The sequence below is a fragment of the Ulvibacterium sp. genome, assembly GCF_028285715.1.
Lineage (GTDB): Bacteria > Bacteroidota > Bacteroidia > Flavobacteriales > Flavobacteriaceae > Ulvibacterium.
Window position 1 is genome coordinate 351,355 of the sequence record NZ_JANQOO010000020.1, and the last position, 14,348, is coordinate 365,702.

The 14,348-nt window shown below is 40.2% G+C and carries 14 protein-coding genes and 1 tRNA gene; 8 read left to right on the forward strand and 7 right to left on the reverse strand.

Translation table 11 applies throughout. The features are described from left to right. The first annotated feature begins 49 nt into the window (after nucleotides 1–49). The gene (locus Q0993_RS12985) at nucleotides 50–1,528 is read left to right on the forward strand and encodes an acyl-CoA synthetase (RefSeq protein ID WP_299533616.1); all 1,479 of its coding nucleotides are present in this window, start codon (nucleotides 50–52) and stop codon (nucleotides 1,526–1,528) included. Nucleotides 1,529–1,711: 183 nt separating this feature from the next. After that, entirely contained in the window at nucleotides 1,712–3,238 is a 1,527-nt protein-coding gene (locus Q0993_RS12990) for a hypothetical protein (protein ID WP_299533617.1), read from the forward strand. A 100-nt stretch (nucleotides 3,239–3,338) separates the two neighbouring features. On the opposite strand, the gene Q0993_RS12995 is transcribed toward Q0993_RS12990, so the two are convergent. Continuing rightward, nucleotides 3,339–4,529 (reverse strand): SH3 domain-containing C40 family peptidase, encoded by a 1,191-nt coding sequence (locus Q0993_RS12995; RefSeq protein WP_299533619.1) that lies wholly within the window; start codon nucleotides 4,527–4,529, stop codon nucleotides 3,339–3,341. 102 nt (nucleotides 4,530–4,631) lie between these two features. Between Q0993_RS12995 and dcm the strand changes: the two genes are divergently transcribed. The 3 genes from dcm to Q0993_RS13010 all read left to right on the forward strand — a co-directional run bounded on the left by dcm (nucleotide 4,632) and on the right by Q0993_RS13010 (nucleotide 6,703). Next, on the forward strand, nucleotides 4,632–5,861 hold the full coding sequence (dcm, locus tag Q0993_RS13000) for a DNA (cytosine-5-)-methyltransferase (protein WP_299533621.1): 1,230 nt from the start codon (nucleotides 4,632–4,634) through the stop codon (nucleotides 5,859–5,861). Between the two features lie 29 nt (nucleotides 5,862–5,890). Continuing rightward, nucleotides 5,891–6,187: a putative quinol monooxygenase gene (locus Q0993_RS13005; RefSeq protein ID WP_299533623.1), complete on the forward strand. Its 297-nt coding sequence runs from the start codon at nucleotides 5,891–5,893 to the stop codon at nucleotides 6,185–6,187. 141 nt (nucleotides 6,188–6,328) lie between these two features. After that, nucleotides 6,329–6,703 (forward strand): hypothetical protein, encoded by a 375-nt coding sequence (locus Q0993_RS13010; protein ID WP_299533626.1) that lies wholly within the window; start codon nucleotides 6,329–6,331, stop codon nucleotides 6,701–6,703. Between the two features lie 42 nt (nucleotides 6,704–6,745). Here Q0993_RS13010 and Q0993_RS13015 read toward each other — a convergent pair whose 3' ends face one another. From Q0993_RS13015 to Q0993_RS13025, 3 genes are read right to left on the reverse strand one after another with little or no spacing between them, the layout of a single operon-like run. Beyond that, complete coding sequence (locus tag Q0993_RS13015; protein ID WP_299533628.1) at nucleotides 6,746–7,189, reverse strand: GNAT family N-acetyltransferase; 444 nt, start codon at nucleotides 7,187–7,189, stop codon at nucleotides 6,746–6,748. Next, nucleotides 7,189–8,097, reverse strand: coding sequence for a cation diffusion facilitator family transporter (locus Q0993_RS13020; protein WP_299533630.1), 909 nt, complete (start codon nucleotides 8,095–8,097; stop codon nucleotides 7,189–7,191). Before Q0993_RS13020 ends, Q0993_RS13015 begins: the two co-directional genes overlap by 1 nt. A gap of 33 nt (nucleotides 8,098–8,130) precedes the next feature. Further along, complete coding sequence (locus tag Q0993_RS13025; protein ID WP_299533632.1) at nucleotides 8,131–8,562, reverse strand: RpiB/LacA/LacB family sugar-phosphate isomerase; 432 nt, start codon at nucleotides 8,560–8,562, stop codon at nucleotides 8,131–8,133. Between the two features lie 575 nt (nucleotides 8,563–9,137). On the opposite strand from Q0993_RS13025, the gene rnr reads away from it, so the two are divergent. From rnr to Q0993_RS13040, 3 genes are read left to right on the forward strand one after another with little or no spacing between them, the layout of a single operon-like run. Continuing rightward, nucleotides 9,138–11,351 (forward strand): ribonuclease R, encoded by a 2,214-nt coding sequence (gene rnr / locus Q0993_RS13030; protein ID WP_299533634.1) that lies wholly within the window; start codon nucleotides 9,138–9,140, stop codon nucleotides 11,349–11,351. Between the two features lie 42 nt (nucleotides 11,352–11,393). Then, a complete protein-coding gene (locus Q0993_RS13035) occupies nucleotides 11,394–12,074 on the forward strand; it encodes a head GIN domain-containing protein (RefSeq protein WP_299533636.1) in 681 nt (226 codons plus the stop codon). Nucleotides 12,075–12,083: 9 nt separating this feature from the next. Beyond that, nucleotides 12,084–12,755 carry a LysE family transporter gene (locus Q0993_RS13040; RefSeq protein ID WP_299533638.1) on the forward strand — a complete coding sequence of 224 codons (672 nt, stop codon included), beginning with the start codon at nucleotides 12,084–12,086 and terminating at the stop codon, nucleotides 12,753–12,755. A gap of 60 nt (nucleotides 12,756–12,815) precedes the next feature. Here Q0993_RS13040 and Q0993_RS13045 read toward each other — a convergent pair. The 3 genes from Q0993_RS13045 to Q0993_RS13055 all read right to left on the reverse strand — a co-directional run bounded on the left by Q0993_RS13045 (nucleotide 12,816) and on the right by Q0993_RS13055 (nucleotide 14,334). Further along, nucleotides 12,816–12,886: transfer RNA gene (locus Q0993_RS13045), tRNA-Cys, on the reverse strand. Nucleotides 12,887–12,929: 43 nt separating this feature from the next. After that, entirely contained in the window at nucleotides 12,930–13,292 is a 363-nt protein-coding gene (folB, locus tag Q0993_RS13050) for a dihydroneopterin aldolase (RefSeq protein ID WP_299533641.1), read from the reverse strand. 97 nt (nucleotides 13,293–13,389) lie between these two features. Then, entirely contained in the window at nucleotides 13,390–14,334 is a 945-nt protein-coding gene (locus Q0993_RS13055) for a type IX secretion system membrane protein PorP/SprF (RefSeq protein WP_299533644.1), read from the reverse strand. Between the last annotated feature and the right edge of the window lie 14 nt (nucleotides 14,335–14,348).

Genomic DNA, 14,348 nt, shown 5'->3' on the forward strand with positions numbered 1-14,348 from the left:
CTATGAAAGACGGCCAACAGGATGTTGTTGCACTACGATTAACTTATAAATGATTCAACTTATAGAAAGAGCCAAAAGCTTTACCAATCGAGAAGCTTTGGTTTCCAATGGAAGCTCTTATACATACGGCCAATTATTGGAGTCGGCGCACAGGGTTGCAACGAATCTTTTGGACGGAAGAGGCCATTTGGGAGAGGCCCGTATTACCTTCCTTGTACCTCCTTCCTTTGAGTACACAGCGGTGCAGTGGGGTATTTGGATGGCGGGAGGTATCGCTGTTCCACTTTGTGTGCTACACCCATTACCTTCCATTCAATATGTGTTGGAGGATACACAGCCCGAAATGGTAATCGCCCATCCGGATTATATCGATTTCCTATCCCCATTGGAAAAACAGATTGGTGTTTCCTTAGTTGCCTTGGAATCCATTTTCCAAAATCGATCAACAACGCTTCCGGATGTCCGTATGGAACAAAGGGCTATGATTCTTTATACCAGTGGTACCACTAGCAAGCCCAAAGGGGTGGTTACCACACATGCCAATATTCAAGCACAAATTACCACCTTGGTAACTGCTTGGGAATGGCAACAGGACGATTATATCCTAAATATACTTCCCCTACATCATGTGCATGGCATTATCAACGTGATGAGCTGCGCATTATGGAGCGGGGCCTGTTGCGAATTTCTACCCAAATTTGAAGCCGAAAGTGTATGGAACGTTATTATATCTGGTCGATTAACTTTATTTATGGCAGTACCGACAATCTACCATAAACTTATCGCTTTTTGGGATAACGCCTCCGAGATGGCACAAGAAGAAATGTCCGGGGCCGCATCCCAACTTCGGTTAATGGTTTCCGGATCCGCAGCATTACCCATACCCGTTTTGGAGAAGTGGCTAAAAATAACGGGGCAGACCTTGTTGGAGCGCTATGGGATGACGGAAATTGGAATGGGCCTTTCAAATTCCTATCGCGGGGAAAGAAGGCCAGGGCATGTCGGCTTACCCTTACCCGGCGTTGAAATGCGTATGGTTGATAGTAAAGATAAAATCGTAGGTGAAAACGAGGCCGGCGCATTTCAAATCAAAGGTCCCAGTGTTTTTAAGGAGTATTGGCAAAAACCGGAAGCAACAAAAAAGGCGTTTACCAAGGATGGCTGGTTTATTACAGGAGATATCGGCATGTTGAACAACGGGTTATATAAAATTCTAGGACGCGATAGTGTGGATATCATTAAATCCGGGGGTTACAAAATATCGGCCTTAGAGATTGAGGATGTTTTACGAAAACACCCCATGGTTCAGGATAGTGCGGTTGTAGGCTTGCCCGATGAGGAATGGGGCGAGGTAGTATCCGCCTGTTTGGTTACCAAGGGCGAAGCTATCGACACCAAAAAAATTTCCGAATGGTTGAAGGAACAATTACCAGGGTATAAGATTCCCAGAAATTATATCGTTAGAAAGACCTTGCCTCGAAATGTTTTGGGTAAGGTAACCAAGAATGAGCTAAAGAAAATGTTTTAAGTTCCTTTGCCTTTAGAACATATTTCAAAAGTTTTAATGGTAAAACAAAAACTGGAATTAAACTATGAATTTCCTGACCCTTCTCCCCTACATCGGGATTATTGTTTTAGTGATCATCAATGCTTTGTTGGTGCTAAAGCGAGATATCACCGTAGATGAAAGTGACCATAACCCAGAGCATTGATGGCTTATTTTCAAGAGCATTTTGTAACCTTGTTCCTCACGACATTTTATGTCTTGGGCTGTTTGTATATCGGCTGGTATTTTAAGAAAAAAGCCAATCAAGGCGTGGCGGGGTATTACGTGGCAAAACGCGAAATCCCGGGATGGGTGATTTCCTTGGCTTTCTTTTCTACTTCGGCCAGTACAAATACGTATATAGGTCAGGCGGGGAAATCCTTTGAATATGGTCTTTCTTGGGCTTGGATGGGGTTAATATGGACCTTTTTCTGTATCATCTCCTGGCAATTATTAGGGCCCAGAATGCGTTTTCAGACGGCACGTTTAAAATCCTTTACCATTCCGGATTACTTTCATTTGCGTTACAAGAGTTCGCTGGCCAAAAGTATTCGTGTGCTTTCGGCTCTAATCATCCTATTCGCAACGTTGTGGTATATGGTGGGCATTGCCAAAGGATGTGCCCATGTGCTTACTTCGGTTCTGGATATTCCTTATGAATATGGGGCCTTTGCCATTATCGCCATTACTTGCGCCTACACCATTTGGGGCGGAATGTATAGCGTGCTTTGGACAGATGCCATCCAGGGCATAATCATGTTCGGGGTGGCCATTTTAATGCTGTCCATTCCGTTTTTCTATGCCGGGGGTTTGGACAACCTTATGGAATCCATCGGTCAAACCTATCACTTGACGAAAGCCGGTGCACCCATGAAATCCGGGTTGGTCACTTTCGGCGAACTGGTTTCATTCCTATATATTTTAGGCATAGGGTTGGCTGTCGGCATGAAACAGATTTCGGAACCTAAAAATCTTATTCGGTTTTATTCGGTGAACAATGCCAAAAGTATGCGTTTCGCCATGATATGGACTCCCGTTTTCCTAGGTGTTTCCTTGGTCTGTGTTATGGGTCTTGGGGCCCTTGTCCATGGAATGGCATCAACTACGGAAGCCGCATATTTAATACAGGATACGGATGAGGTTGTAGGCTTTATGTTGGACAAGTTTGATAACAAATGGGTCAGTGGTATTTGTGTTGCCGGTCTATTTGCAGCGGGAATGTCTTCCTTGGCATCGGTCATAATTATCATAGGAACCGCTTTTGTAAAGGACATTTGGCATGTGGTAAAGCCTATGCCTGAAGCTAAGATTATTCCCAGGACTAAATGGTTTATGGCCGTTTATTGTGTTCTAGTGTATCTCTTTACCCTGTATCCCATGGCCGGTATCGTGGAGTTGACCGCCTTTGCGGGCGCCGTTTTCGCCGCCAGTTTTTTTCCAGCCATTTTTGGCGGTCTGTATTTAAAATGGGGCACGGATTTGGGGGCACTTAGCTCTATGGTCGTGGGAATGGTAGTCAACGTTGTTTGGCGTTTTGCCTTTAGATTCAACTTTGAGGGCTGGGAAGACATTCATGAAATTATCCCGGCATTTTTAGTCTCAATGCTTACCTATATTGTTGTAAGCTTATTTGGTAAAAACCGAAGGCCAGATGCGACGCATTTGAAGGTGGTCTTTGGTTCGGGCTCTTAGGTAATCGGATAATCCTTCCTATAAAAAATGCTTAAGATCTTTTTTTTTGCATTGGAGTATTCAGAAATCTCCTTCTCCATAAAAGCGATATCTCTAAATTCTAGTCTTTGAATAATGGCGTTTGGACAAGGTTTATCAATCCTTCATCTTCCTGCTTTAAAACGCGTTGGGTTCTGAGATATCGGCTATGGTTCCATTCATCAAAATTCGGGGCATCTTTGTCCATACTACTAATACGGACCATTTCCGAGGCGTGAATAAATTCGTTGTTGCCTATCCACATACCAACATGTACTACTTTTTCTGAGGTGGAATCTGTTGCCTTTCTTCCAAAGAAAAGTAAATCGCCTTTTTTCAGATTATCAAAGTTCTGAGTAGAATCTATGGGCTCCCCAGTGCGGACCTGCTGTGAAGCATCCCTTGGGATTACCATACCATTCAGGAAATAAACTGTTTTGGTAAACCCGCTACAATCCATCCCCTTGGTAGAGGTACCGCCCCATAGGTATGGGACTCCCATAAAGGTTCGGGAAGTATTCACCAAATCTTCTATAGTAGGATTCAGGTTTTCCAGCCATTCCTCATAATCTTGTGCCTCGTTCTTTGGAATATAGGCCTGTCTGCCATCAGGATAGGCTACCGTGTAAAACTTATCCGTATCCCCCAGAGCCTCCAAAACATTGCCGGCCACCAAATCGGATACCATTTGTTGCTTATCACGGTCTTTATACGAATGTCCGTAGATTTCCTTATAAATAATTTTGTCGTTGGCCATCCATTGATCGACACGCTCAGGGTCCATCAATTCAATACCTCCGTCATCTACCCAGGACAGATATTTGTCCGGTGTTTGTACATAATACCAACTTCCCTGTTTTTTCAACACTTTTACCGGGGTACCCAAAGTAGCCTGGGTCACTAGTTCTGCCGAATGCTTCGGTTCACTACGAAGGTTGGCTACCGATATGTTGATTACCGCCCTGGTTTTCTTTCCCAAATCCAGAGCGGGTAATAGTTGTATACTATCCAAAAACTCAATGTTTTCCTTGGTTAATTGCTCTTTAAGTGCGGCGATGGCATCAGGCAAATCGCTCTCTCCTTTTAAAACAAGGTCATCGTTTTCTCTTAGTGCTTTTACATTGAACAAAGCGACACGTTTATCCGGGGCAAATTTTGATTTAACTGCGGATATTTGTTCTTGAAGGGGTGCTTTTTCTTCATTAGGTACTTCACAGGCTCCTAAAAAAGCAAGTGCCAAAGCCGTTATAAAGATGTTGGTCTTGAAATTCATTCCGTTAGTTTTCTGTAAAAATAAGGATATTGTCCAATCCCTATTTCCTGATATGTTTGGAAGCTAATCTTAATTTATCCTTTTTGTCTAATTTTAGCCTCAATGAAAAAGCTTAAGGTTATAGAACTCTTTGCTGGAGTTGGCGGTTTTAGATTGGGGCTAGAAAAAACCGGGGTTTATGAAGTGGTCTGGAGCAACCAATGGGAACCCGGAACCAAAATACAGCATGCTTCCAAGGTATATGAAGCGCGCTTCGGAAGCAAAAATCATAGTAACCAGGATATCGCCGAAGTGCCTATCTCGGATATTCCCGATGCCGATGTATTGGTTGGTGGATTTCCCTGTCAAGATTATTCCGTTGCAACTACACTTCAAAATTCCAAAGGGCTTATTGGAAAAAAGGGGGTTTTATGGTGGAGCATCCACCGTATACTGTCGGAGAAGAAAAAAAAGCCCAAGTATCTATTTTTTGAAAATGTGGATCGTTTGTTGAAATCCCCTTCTTCGCAGCGCGGAAGAGATTTTGCCATTATGCTCAAAAGTTTAGAGGAACTTGGTTATGCCGTAGAATGGCGAATCATCAATGCTGCAGATTACGGCATGCCCCAAAGAAGAAGAAGGGTTTTCTTTGTTGGGTATCATGAATCATCCCCAATTTTTACATCTTTGAAGAATGCGGAGAAAACCGAATGGCTGCATTACACAGGAACCATGGCCCGGGCTTTTCCCGTTAAGAAGCCTGCCCAAATAACTAGCTCTTTTGTTATGGAGGAAAGTCTAATTTCAATCTCCAATACCTTTAATAAAAATGGAAAGTTATCCCCTTTTCAGAACACTGGATTTTTTGCAAAGGGACAAGTAATTACCTGTAAAACCTTCCCAAATTATGATGGTAAACGCGTGTTGCTAGGCGATGTGCTTCAGAATGGCGATGTTACCAAGGAATTTTTTATTTCCCAACAAAATCTTCCGAAGTGGGAATACCTCAAAGGTGCCAAAAAAGAAGTTAGAACCGCCAAAAATGGATTTACTTATGAGTACAGTGAGGGAGGAATGGTTTTTCCTGACGTATTGGACAATGCGTCACGCACCATTATAACAGGCGAAGGGGGCAAAAGCCCATCGCGATTTAAGCATGTAATACATACCTCTAAGGGATTGAGAAGATTAACTCCCATAGAATTGGAACGATTGAACATGTTTCCGGATAATCACACCTTATTAGAAGGTGTTTCCGATACCAAAAGGGCTTTTTTTATGGGCAATGCGCTCGTGGTCGGGGTGGTAATGAAAATTGGGGAATCTCTCAATTATCAACATAGACAAACCTAAAAATCTGAAATTTTAATAATTATCAAATCATGGGCAACAGTCAATTAACCGTTATCGCAAGAATTTTGGTCAAACCTGGGAAGAAGGAATTTGTTAAAAATGAACTTCTCAAATTAATTGATATTACTCATAGGGAAGAGGGTTGTATCAACTATGACCTTCATCAGGATAATGATAATGAAAATCTATTCCTTTTCTATGAAAACTGGACCACTCGGGAACTATGGCAAAAACACATTAATAATTCCCATATTTCCGATTATAGAAAAGCTACCGAAGGTGCTATCGAAGAATTTACGCTAAACGAAATGACCGTTATTGGCTAGTCTTTACATTATTCCCGTGTATTCGATCAGAAAAAAATATGGGTGAACAACAATTGGTTTTTTATGTTTTGAAATCATAAGTTACTGTTAATCAGTACGTAAAATTTGGTGTTGCCGATTTTTTCCATTATTTTATCTCTTATGATACGTTTGGAAAAATTAGAGAACAGAAAGTTTTTGGAAAAATCCATCCATTATTTAGAGGCTACAGGTTATGAGAATATCAAAGCCGACTTAGAAGGTTACGAATGCCCAAAATCCTATCTTAGAAAAGAGAGTGGAAACCGGATTACACCGGATATCGTTGCCGTTAAAAATGGCATGAAATATTTCTTTGACATTAGCCTAAAATCGGAAAAACCTCGTCTGCTGAAAACGAAATGGCTATTTTTAGATACCCTTACCCGTATGAAATCAGATAGGTTCCGAATTATAACCACAAAAGGGCACTATAAATTTACGGATACCCTTTTGGAGGAAATTAATCTCACCAACAAAAAGCCTATAAAAATTTAAGAAAACAAAACACATAGGTCAAGAACCACTAACCCTTTTTGTTCATTGCCGTAACATGCCAATGTGTGGAATTCCATCTTCCAGATATCCTTTCCCTATCTGTTCGAATCCCAGTTCATGATAAAAGCGTTCCAAATATAACTGAGCCGAAACATGTATTATTCTTTCACCAAAATGCTCCTCGATAGCCTGAATGGACGCTCTCATAATTTCCTTTCCATAACCGTATTTACGTTCCAATGACCTAACCACCACCCTGCCGATGCTAGCGGTTTCTACGTAATCTCCCGGTCTAAATATGCGTGTATAGGCTACAATACTTCCTCTGTTATGACCTATTACATGAAGTGCTTTTTGGTCTTTTTCGTCTAAATCTTGATAAACACATTGTTGCTCAACAACGAAAACCTCGGAACGCAATTGCAAAATCCCGTATAATTCGGTATTGGAAAGCTCTTGAAAACTTTTTACTGAGATATGTAACATTAATCCTGAACGATTACATTTTTACTGTCGCACTTACCAAATTCTGGTTGAATATTTACATGGTTGATACCATATTTATGGTACATCTCCTCCTCTATCCGTTCCAAAATAATATCAAATTCGGATAATTTTATATCTTCCTTGAAATCAATATGGGCTTCAAGATGTACCTCTTCCTCGTTCAATTGCCAAATATGCACATGGTGTACATTTCGTACGGGTTTTATCCGCTTAATGGTTTCCACAATTTTTTGGACCTGAATCGTATGGGGCGTAAACAACATCAATACCCGTGTTGAATTCTTAAGAAGATCGTATCCCATATAAATAAGATATAGCGCTATCGCCAAAGTTAGGGCGGTATCTACCCAATATACCCGATAAAATTTCATGAGCAGCCCACCGATTAAAACGGCGATTGAAGCCATCATATCCGTCAATAAGTGCAAATAGGCCGATTTCATATTCATATTGTTGCTTGTGGTGCCTTTCAAAAGGAAAACACTGAAGCCGTTTGCTGCAATTCCCAATAACGATAACCAGATTACTAAGTCGGATTCTATATCCTGGGGACTTAAGAAACGTTCTATGGCCTCTTTTATCAAAACAATGGCAACAATAATAAGTGCAGCAGAGTTTACGAATGCCGCAATTATTTCGGCCCGTTTATAGCCAAAAGTCTTGTTTGTGGAGGCCTCCTTTTTGGAAAGTACGTTCGCAATATAGCTTATAACCAAGGACATCACATCACTAAAGTTGTGAAGTGCATCGGAAAGTAAAGCGAGACTTCCCGATACCAAGCCTCCTATAACTTGTGAAACGGTAATAAGTACATTGAGAAATATGGAAATAATCAGGTTTCTTCCCTTTACATCAGGATGGGAGTGATTGTGATGTATATGCCCCATTGCTGCCGTTCAAAAGACCTATAGTCCAATTGATTATTTACAAGGAATCTTTTCTATTCTCCTTTCGTGACGTCCACCGGCAAATTCCGTACTAAAAAAAGTCCTTACCATCTGTAATGCCTGGGGTAATGAAATAAAACGCGCGGGCAAGCTGAGGATGTTGGCATCATTATGTTCCCTGGCCAACTCCACAATTTCTTTGGTCCAACACAGGGCACAGCGTATTTTTTGATGCTTGTTGGCGGTCATGGACGCACCGTTACCACTTCCGCAGACCACAATGCCATAATCCGCCTTGCCGTTTTCAACATCTTCCGCCACTGGATGTACAAAATCCGGATAATCTACACCATCGGCCCCGTCCGTTCCATGATTTATCACCTCTTTGCCCATTGATTTTAAAAGCCCGATTATAGCCAATTTATACTCGGTACCTGCGTGGTCGTTTCCTATGGATATCTTCATGGTATAGCAATTTGATTTGTAAACAAATGTACAAAATACGGAGCTAGCACAGTAAATCTAAAGCGTTTCTCCATTTGTTCATTACCCGTAATTATCAATTCATTATCTGTTAATAAGATTCGTAAAAAATATACTTCTAAAATTTTGCCGTCTATCATGAAAGTTGCTTTACAAAACAATTACTAGAACGAGCAAATAACATTTAAAAAAATAAAAGCATGCTATTACCACTATTCCTCATCTAATTAACATTAAAATAACATTAAATTTTCAAAAAAAACATGTTGAGATAAGTTATCAACCTAGTTTGATAACTAGGATAAACCATTGATTTTTAAAAAAAAGGCGATGGTAAAAAATGTATACAAAAAAATAATTCGGTTCAAAGCAAATTTTATCCATTTAATTTTTACCCACTATTAACATCCTATAATTACTACCAAATTTATTTTAATACAAAAAAATAAAAATGATTATTATATAATACTGTTAATAAACGTATATAGTTTTTTTGAATGAATTTGGAAAGTGGGTAGTGGATTATAATTCGTAATTTTCGATGCAAATAAAAATGAATGTCAAAGAGAAAAAAGAAGGCTAGAAATCATCGCAGAAATGAAATTACCAAAGGTATTTTTACAGTGCTTGAAAGAGAACCCAAGAAGAGCTTCAACTATAAGCAAATAGCTGCCAAAATAGGGGTTATCGATACCCAAGACAGAAATGCACTAATCAAAAGGCTGGGACAGCTGAAGGAAAAAAAAAGAATTTTAGAAGTAGGCCGGGGCAGTTACAGAGCCATGGAAAACTCTAAATCCCATTTTACGGGAATTGTTGATATTACTGGAAGGGGTAATGCCTACGTGATAAGCGAAGAAAGCGATGAAGATATCTTTGTTCCCTATAATAAATTGAACAAGGCCTTTCATAAGGATAAAGTGGAAGTATTTGTTTCTCCCAGTAGAAAGGGAAAAAAATTAGAGGGGGAAATAATAAGGATATTGGAACGCCATAAAACCGAATTTGTCGGGATAGCGGATATCCAGCGAAATTTTGCATTTGTACGTCCAAAGGACACTGGCATGTATACGGACATCTTCGTACCCAAGGAACGGCTAAAGAACTTGCCGGTCAACAATGGGGATAAAGTAATTGTAGAAATGACCGATTGGCCGGAGGAAGCGGATTCACCTTATGGTAGGATTATCGATGTGTTGGGAAAACCAGGCGAACACCATACGGAAATTCATTCGATTCTGGCTGAATACGGTCTTCCCTACGAATTTCCCAGTGAGGTGGAACACTATTCGAAGAAGTTGGACACCGCTATAAAAGTAGAGGAGATTGCAAGGCGACGGGATATGAGGGATGTCCTGACTTTTACAATAGACCCAAAAGATGCAAAAGATTTTGATGACGCCCTATCCTTTAGGGTTTTGGAAAATGGAAACTATGAAATTGGTGTGCACATTGCCGATGTTTCGCATTACGTAAAACCAAATACCATTTTGGATGATGAGGCTTACGAAAGGGCGACATCCGTGTATTTGGTGGACAGAGTAGTCCCCATGCTTCCGGAAATATTATCCAACAATGCCTGTTCCCTTCGACCGAATGAAGAAAAATATACCTTCTCCGCTGTTTTTGAAATTACAAAAAAGGCAGAGTTAAGGAGCCAATGGTTTGGGCGTACGGTAATAAATTCCAATGAGCGGTTTGCCTATGAGGAGGCACAACATATTATTGAAAACAAAGAAGGCCATATTCCCAAAGAAATATCGATACGGGAAAAGGAATATACGGTCTCCCGTGAAATAGTAGAAGCGGTTCTTGTTTTGGACGATTTGGCCAAAATAATGCGAAAAAAACGAATGAACGAGGGAGCCATTTCATTTGATAAGGTAGAAGTACGATTTAACCTCACCGAAAATAACGAACCGGAGAGCGTATTTTTCAAGGAAGCAAAGGATGCCAATAAACTTATTGAGGAATTTATGTTATTGGCCAATAAAAAGGTGGCCGAATATATAGGAAAACATAAACCCAAAAGGACTTTTGTATATAGGGTGCACGATAATCCAGACGAAGATAAATTATTGGCCTTGAACGGTATTATCTCTAGATTTGGACATAAGTTAAATTTTAAGGATAAAAAGTCCATTAGCGCTTCTTTGAATAAACTTCTGGAAGATGTAAAGGGAAAAAAGGAACAAAATTTAGTGGATACCTTGGCCATACGAAGCATGAGCAAAGCGATTTACACTACGGAAAACATTGGACATTATGGCTTGGCCTTCGATTATTATACCCATTTTACTTCGCCTATAAGGAGATATCCGGACGTAATGGTGCATCGGCTTTTGCAACACTATTTGGATAAAGGCAAATCTTTAAATTCCGAGCTCTATGAGGAGCGTTGCAAACATTCATCGGACATGGAAAACCTGGCGGCAAATGCAGAACGGGATTCTATTAAATATATGCAGATCAAGTTTATGCAAGATCATCAGGACCAAGAATTTATTGGCGTAATTAGCGGCGTAACGGAATGGGGTATTTATGTGGAGATTATCGAGAATAAATGTGAGGGAATGGTACGTATACGGGATATAAAAGGTGATTATTATATCTTTGATGAAAAGGAGTATGCATTGGTGGGAGAGCGGACCAAGGAAATGTACCAATTGGGTGACGAAGTGGTTGTAATGGTGAAGAAAACAGATTTGATAAAGAGGCATTTGGACTTTTCACTTCTAGGTAAGTATGAACATGGATTGTATTTGGAATAGATTTTGTTTTAGAGGAAACAATTGTACCTAAAAACTGATATCATGAAAAAGTCGATATGGCTAATGGTACTAGTATGTAATTTTCAATTGATAAGTGCTCAAAATGAGAAGCTTACAAAAGAATTGGATAAATTTACCCAAATAAAGGCCTTTGATGGATTGTCGGTAAATCTCATCAAATCAGATGAAAACAAGGCGGTTATTACCGGGGCCAATACCGAAAAAGTGGCGGTTGTGAACAATGGAGGTACCTTAAAACTACGAATGCAAATAGATAAGATTTTCAGTGGATACCGAACTTTTATAGATTTATATTATACAGAGAAATTGGTCGTTATCGACGTAAATGAAGATGCCCGTATCACTTCACAAGAAACCATAAAACAGAACGTTTTAGAGCTTAGGGCCCAGGAAGGCGGAGAGCTGTCCATACAAGCAGAATTGGAGCAGCTACTTGTAAAAGCCGTAACCGGTGGTGTCATTGAAGCCAATGGTTCATCTGATTTACAGGATGTGGCCATTAACACAGGAGGGGTATATGAAGGGAAGGATTTAAAAACCGGATTTTCCACGGTTAACGTAAATGCAGGATCAAGAGCGGAAATATATGCATCGAACTATGTAAAAGCTACCGTAAAAGCTGGAGGAGAAGTACTGGTTCATGGAAATCCGACAAAAATGGACGAAAAAACGGTGTTTGGTGGCAAGATAACCCGAATGTAAGCAAATTTCATGTTTGAAGATGTACAGGCTGCTATCCCTTTGGGCTTTTTATTAAGCTTTATGATTGGCCCCGTTTTCTTTGTGCTTTTGGAAACAAGCGCCATAAAAGGTTTTAGGGCGGCTCTTTCCTTTGATATGGGTGTCATTGTTGCGGACATCCTTTTTCTTACCATTGCCTATTTTAGTAGTTTTCAATTGCTGGAAAACCTAAGCAATCAACCTGGCCTTTATGTCTTTGGAGGTATGATTTTGTTGGTTTATGGTATCCGGGTCTTTGCAAAGAGGGAAAACAAAGAGGCCAAACCCGACTTTAGGGTAAGCAAAGGGGATTATTTGGGACTTTTTGTAAAAGGCTTTTTATTGAATTTCATCAACATTGGGGTCTTGATTTTTTGGCTTGGGGTGATGATAATTATAGGTCCTTCCTTGGATAATGACCCAAATCGTATATTGATTTTCTTGGCCACCATGTTAACAGCTTATTTGATTACGGATATTTTCAAGATTTTATTGGCCAAACAACTAAAAAGAAAACTCACACACAAACGGATTCATTTAATAAAAAAAGGTCTAGGCATCATATTGATTCTTTGTGCACTTGTGTTGATCATTAAAGGTTTTTTACCTAAGGACAAATTTGACCTAGAAAAAGGCATCGAGCGTATAGAGCAAATTAGGTAACTGACAAAACCATTTTTCGGAAAAATCAAAAACCCTCCTGACCAAGGAGGGTTTTTGTTGAGGCATCGAGCGGATTCGAACCGCTGTACAAGCTTTTGCAGAGCTGTGCCTAGCCACTCGGCCACGATGCCGATACGAACTGCAAAGGTAAGACGTTTTTGACTATTGAAAAATTTAAGGCACTCTTTTTTCGGTCAAAACAACGGTAACCATTTCCACATCCCCGCCTATTGGAGGATTTATTTTGGATACGGAAACCGTGGCTTCCAGCACCATCTGCAATTCCATCAAAATACGTTTTAAGATGCGCATGCCCACATGTTCCAAAAGTTTGGAAGGAACCTTCATTTCCTCTACTACAATGCGGTTGATATGAACATAATCCACAGTGTCGGAAAGACGATCCGATAAAGCGGGTTTTGAAAGATCCGCATCGATTGAGACATCAACACGATACTCACTACCAATTGCGGTTTCTTCCTTTAGGCAACCATGATGACCATACACCCTTATATTTTCTACTTTGACTTTTCCCACAGGACCACATTTAAAATGAGTGCAAATTTAAGGGATTCCCCGAGAAAAAGGATTAAGTATACACACCTCAAATACTTCTGTAAAACTACCAGGATTTTTAATACGTGCACCTACAATTGCTGATACCTTGGAAAAGATCTATCCCTAGGGTTACCACGTGGGTTCCCGTGCTGTAACCCAGTAGTTCGTTAAGAATTACCTGATAGGAATATCCGAAGTAGAAATTATTCTTTTTAAGCCCTACTATTGGGGCGATATATAGTGGATCTCCAATTTGATCGTTCAAAAATCTATAGGTGACACCAGCATAGTAATAATCTTCAAAATCATACCATCGAAACTTGACATTCAAATCGGTAACGGACCTTCCATCACTTTCAAAGAGCTGAAAAAACACGGAAGGTTCTATTTCTAATCGGCTATTTTTGTTTTTGGTATATCGGTAACCTGTGTATACATAATAATTTCTTAGCCTATTGGGCTCAAAAACAGGATTAAACCTTTCCAAATCCTTATTCAGTAGGTTGGAGGCATTTGCACTAAAGTAGAATTTATCATAACGATACATTACCCCAACATCAAAGTTATGGTTGGTTGTGGCCCGGTCATCCGTAACGTTGGGATCTAAGGCATCAAAGTTCTCAATATCAATACGGAATTGGTTAAAATTATAGGAAACGCCAAAAGACAGAAACTCATCGTCATAACGGTCCAGAGTTAAATGGTGTGCAAAGGAAACCCTGGCACCTCTTTGTTTGGTCTCTCCATTACTGTCATTATATAACAGCATTCCAATACCGGATTTTTCGCCTATTCGCATATCGGCCGCTAGAGATTGCGTATCCGGGGCGTCCTTGATGCCCACCCATTGGGTAAGTCCATTGATTCGAATTTTTACGTGATCTCCAATTCCGGCATAGGTAGGGGACATCACAAAAGGATTATCCGCCAGATACTGCGAAAGTTGGGGTATGGTAAGCTCCTGACCTTTCAAGGCTATCGTACCGAGCAACAGTAACAAGGTCAAAAATCTATTACGCATGTGTTTGTAGGTTA

What these genes read in the sequence shown, in the direction of transcription:
- Q0993_RS12985 (WP_299533616.1), top strand. Translation starts at nt 50, where the DNA reads ATGATTCAACTTATAGAAAGAGCCAAAAGCTTTACCAATCGAGAAGCT.
- Q0993_RS12990 (WP_299533617.1), top strand. Translation starts at nt 1,712, where the DNA reads ATGGCTTATTTTCAAGAGCATTTTGTAACCTTGTTCCTCACGACATTT.
- Q0993_RS12995 (WP_299533619.1), bottom strand. Translation starts at nt 4,529, where the DNA reads ATGAATTTCAAGACCAACATCTTTATAACGGCTTTGGCACTTGCTTTT.
- dcm (WP_299533621.1), top strand. Translation starts at nt 4,632, where the DNA reads ATGAAAAAGCTTAAGGTTATAGAACTCTTTGCTGGAGTTGGCGGTTTT.
- Q0993_RS13005 (WP_299533623.1), top strand. Translation starts at nt 5,891, where the DNA reads ATGGGCAACAGTCAATTAACCGTTATCGCAAGAATTTTGGTCAAACCT.
- Q0993_RS13010 (WP_299533626.1), top strand. Translation starts at nt 6,329, where the DNA reads ATGATACGTTTGGAAAAATTAGAGAACAGAAAGTTTTTGGAAAAATCC.
- Q0993_RS13015 (WP_299533628.1), bottom strand. Translation starts at nt 7,189, where the DNA reads ATGTTACATATCTCAGTAAAAAGTTTTCAAGAGCTTTCCAATACCGAA.
- Q0993_RS13020 (WP_299533630.1), bottom strand. Translation starts at nt 8,097, where the DNA reads ATGGGGCATATACATCACAATCACTCCCATCCTGATGTAAAGGGAAGA.
- Q0993_RS13025 (WP_299533632.1), bottom strand. Translation starts at nt 8,562, where the DNA reads ATGAAGATATCCATAGGAAACGACCACGCAGGTACCGAGTATAAATTG.
- rnr (WP_299533634.1), top strand. Translation starts at nt 9,138, where the DNA reads ATGTCAAAGAGAAAAAAGAAGGCTAGAAATCATCGCAGAAATGAAATT.
- Q0993_RS13035 (WP_299533636.1), top strand. Translation starts at nt 11,394, where the DNA reads ATGAAAAAGTCGATATGGCTAATGGTACTAGTATGTAATTTTCAATTG.
- Q0993_RS13040 (WP_299533638.1), top strand. Translation starts at nt 12,084, where the DNA reads ATGTTTGAAGATGTACAGGCTGCTATCCCTTTGGGCTTTTTATTAAGC.
- Q0993_RS13055 (WP_299533644.1), bottom strand. Translation starts at nt 14,334, where the DNA reads ATGCGTAATAGATTTTTGACCTTGTTACTGTTGCTCGGTACGATAGCC.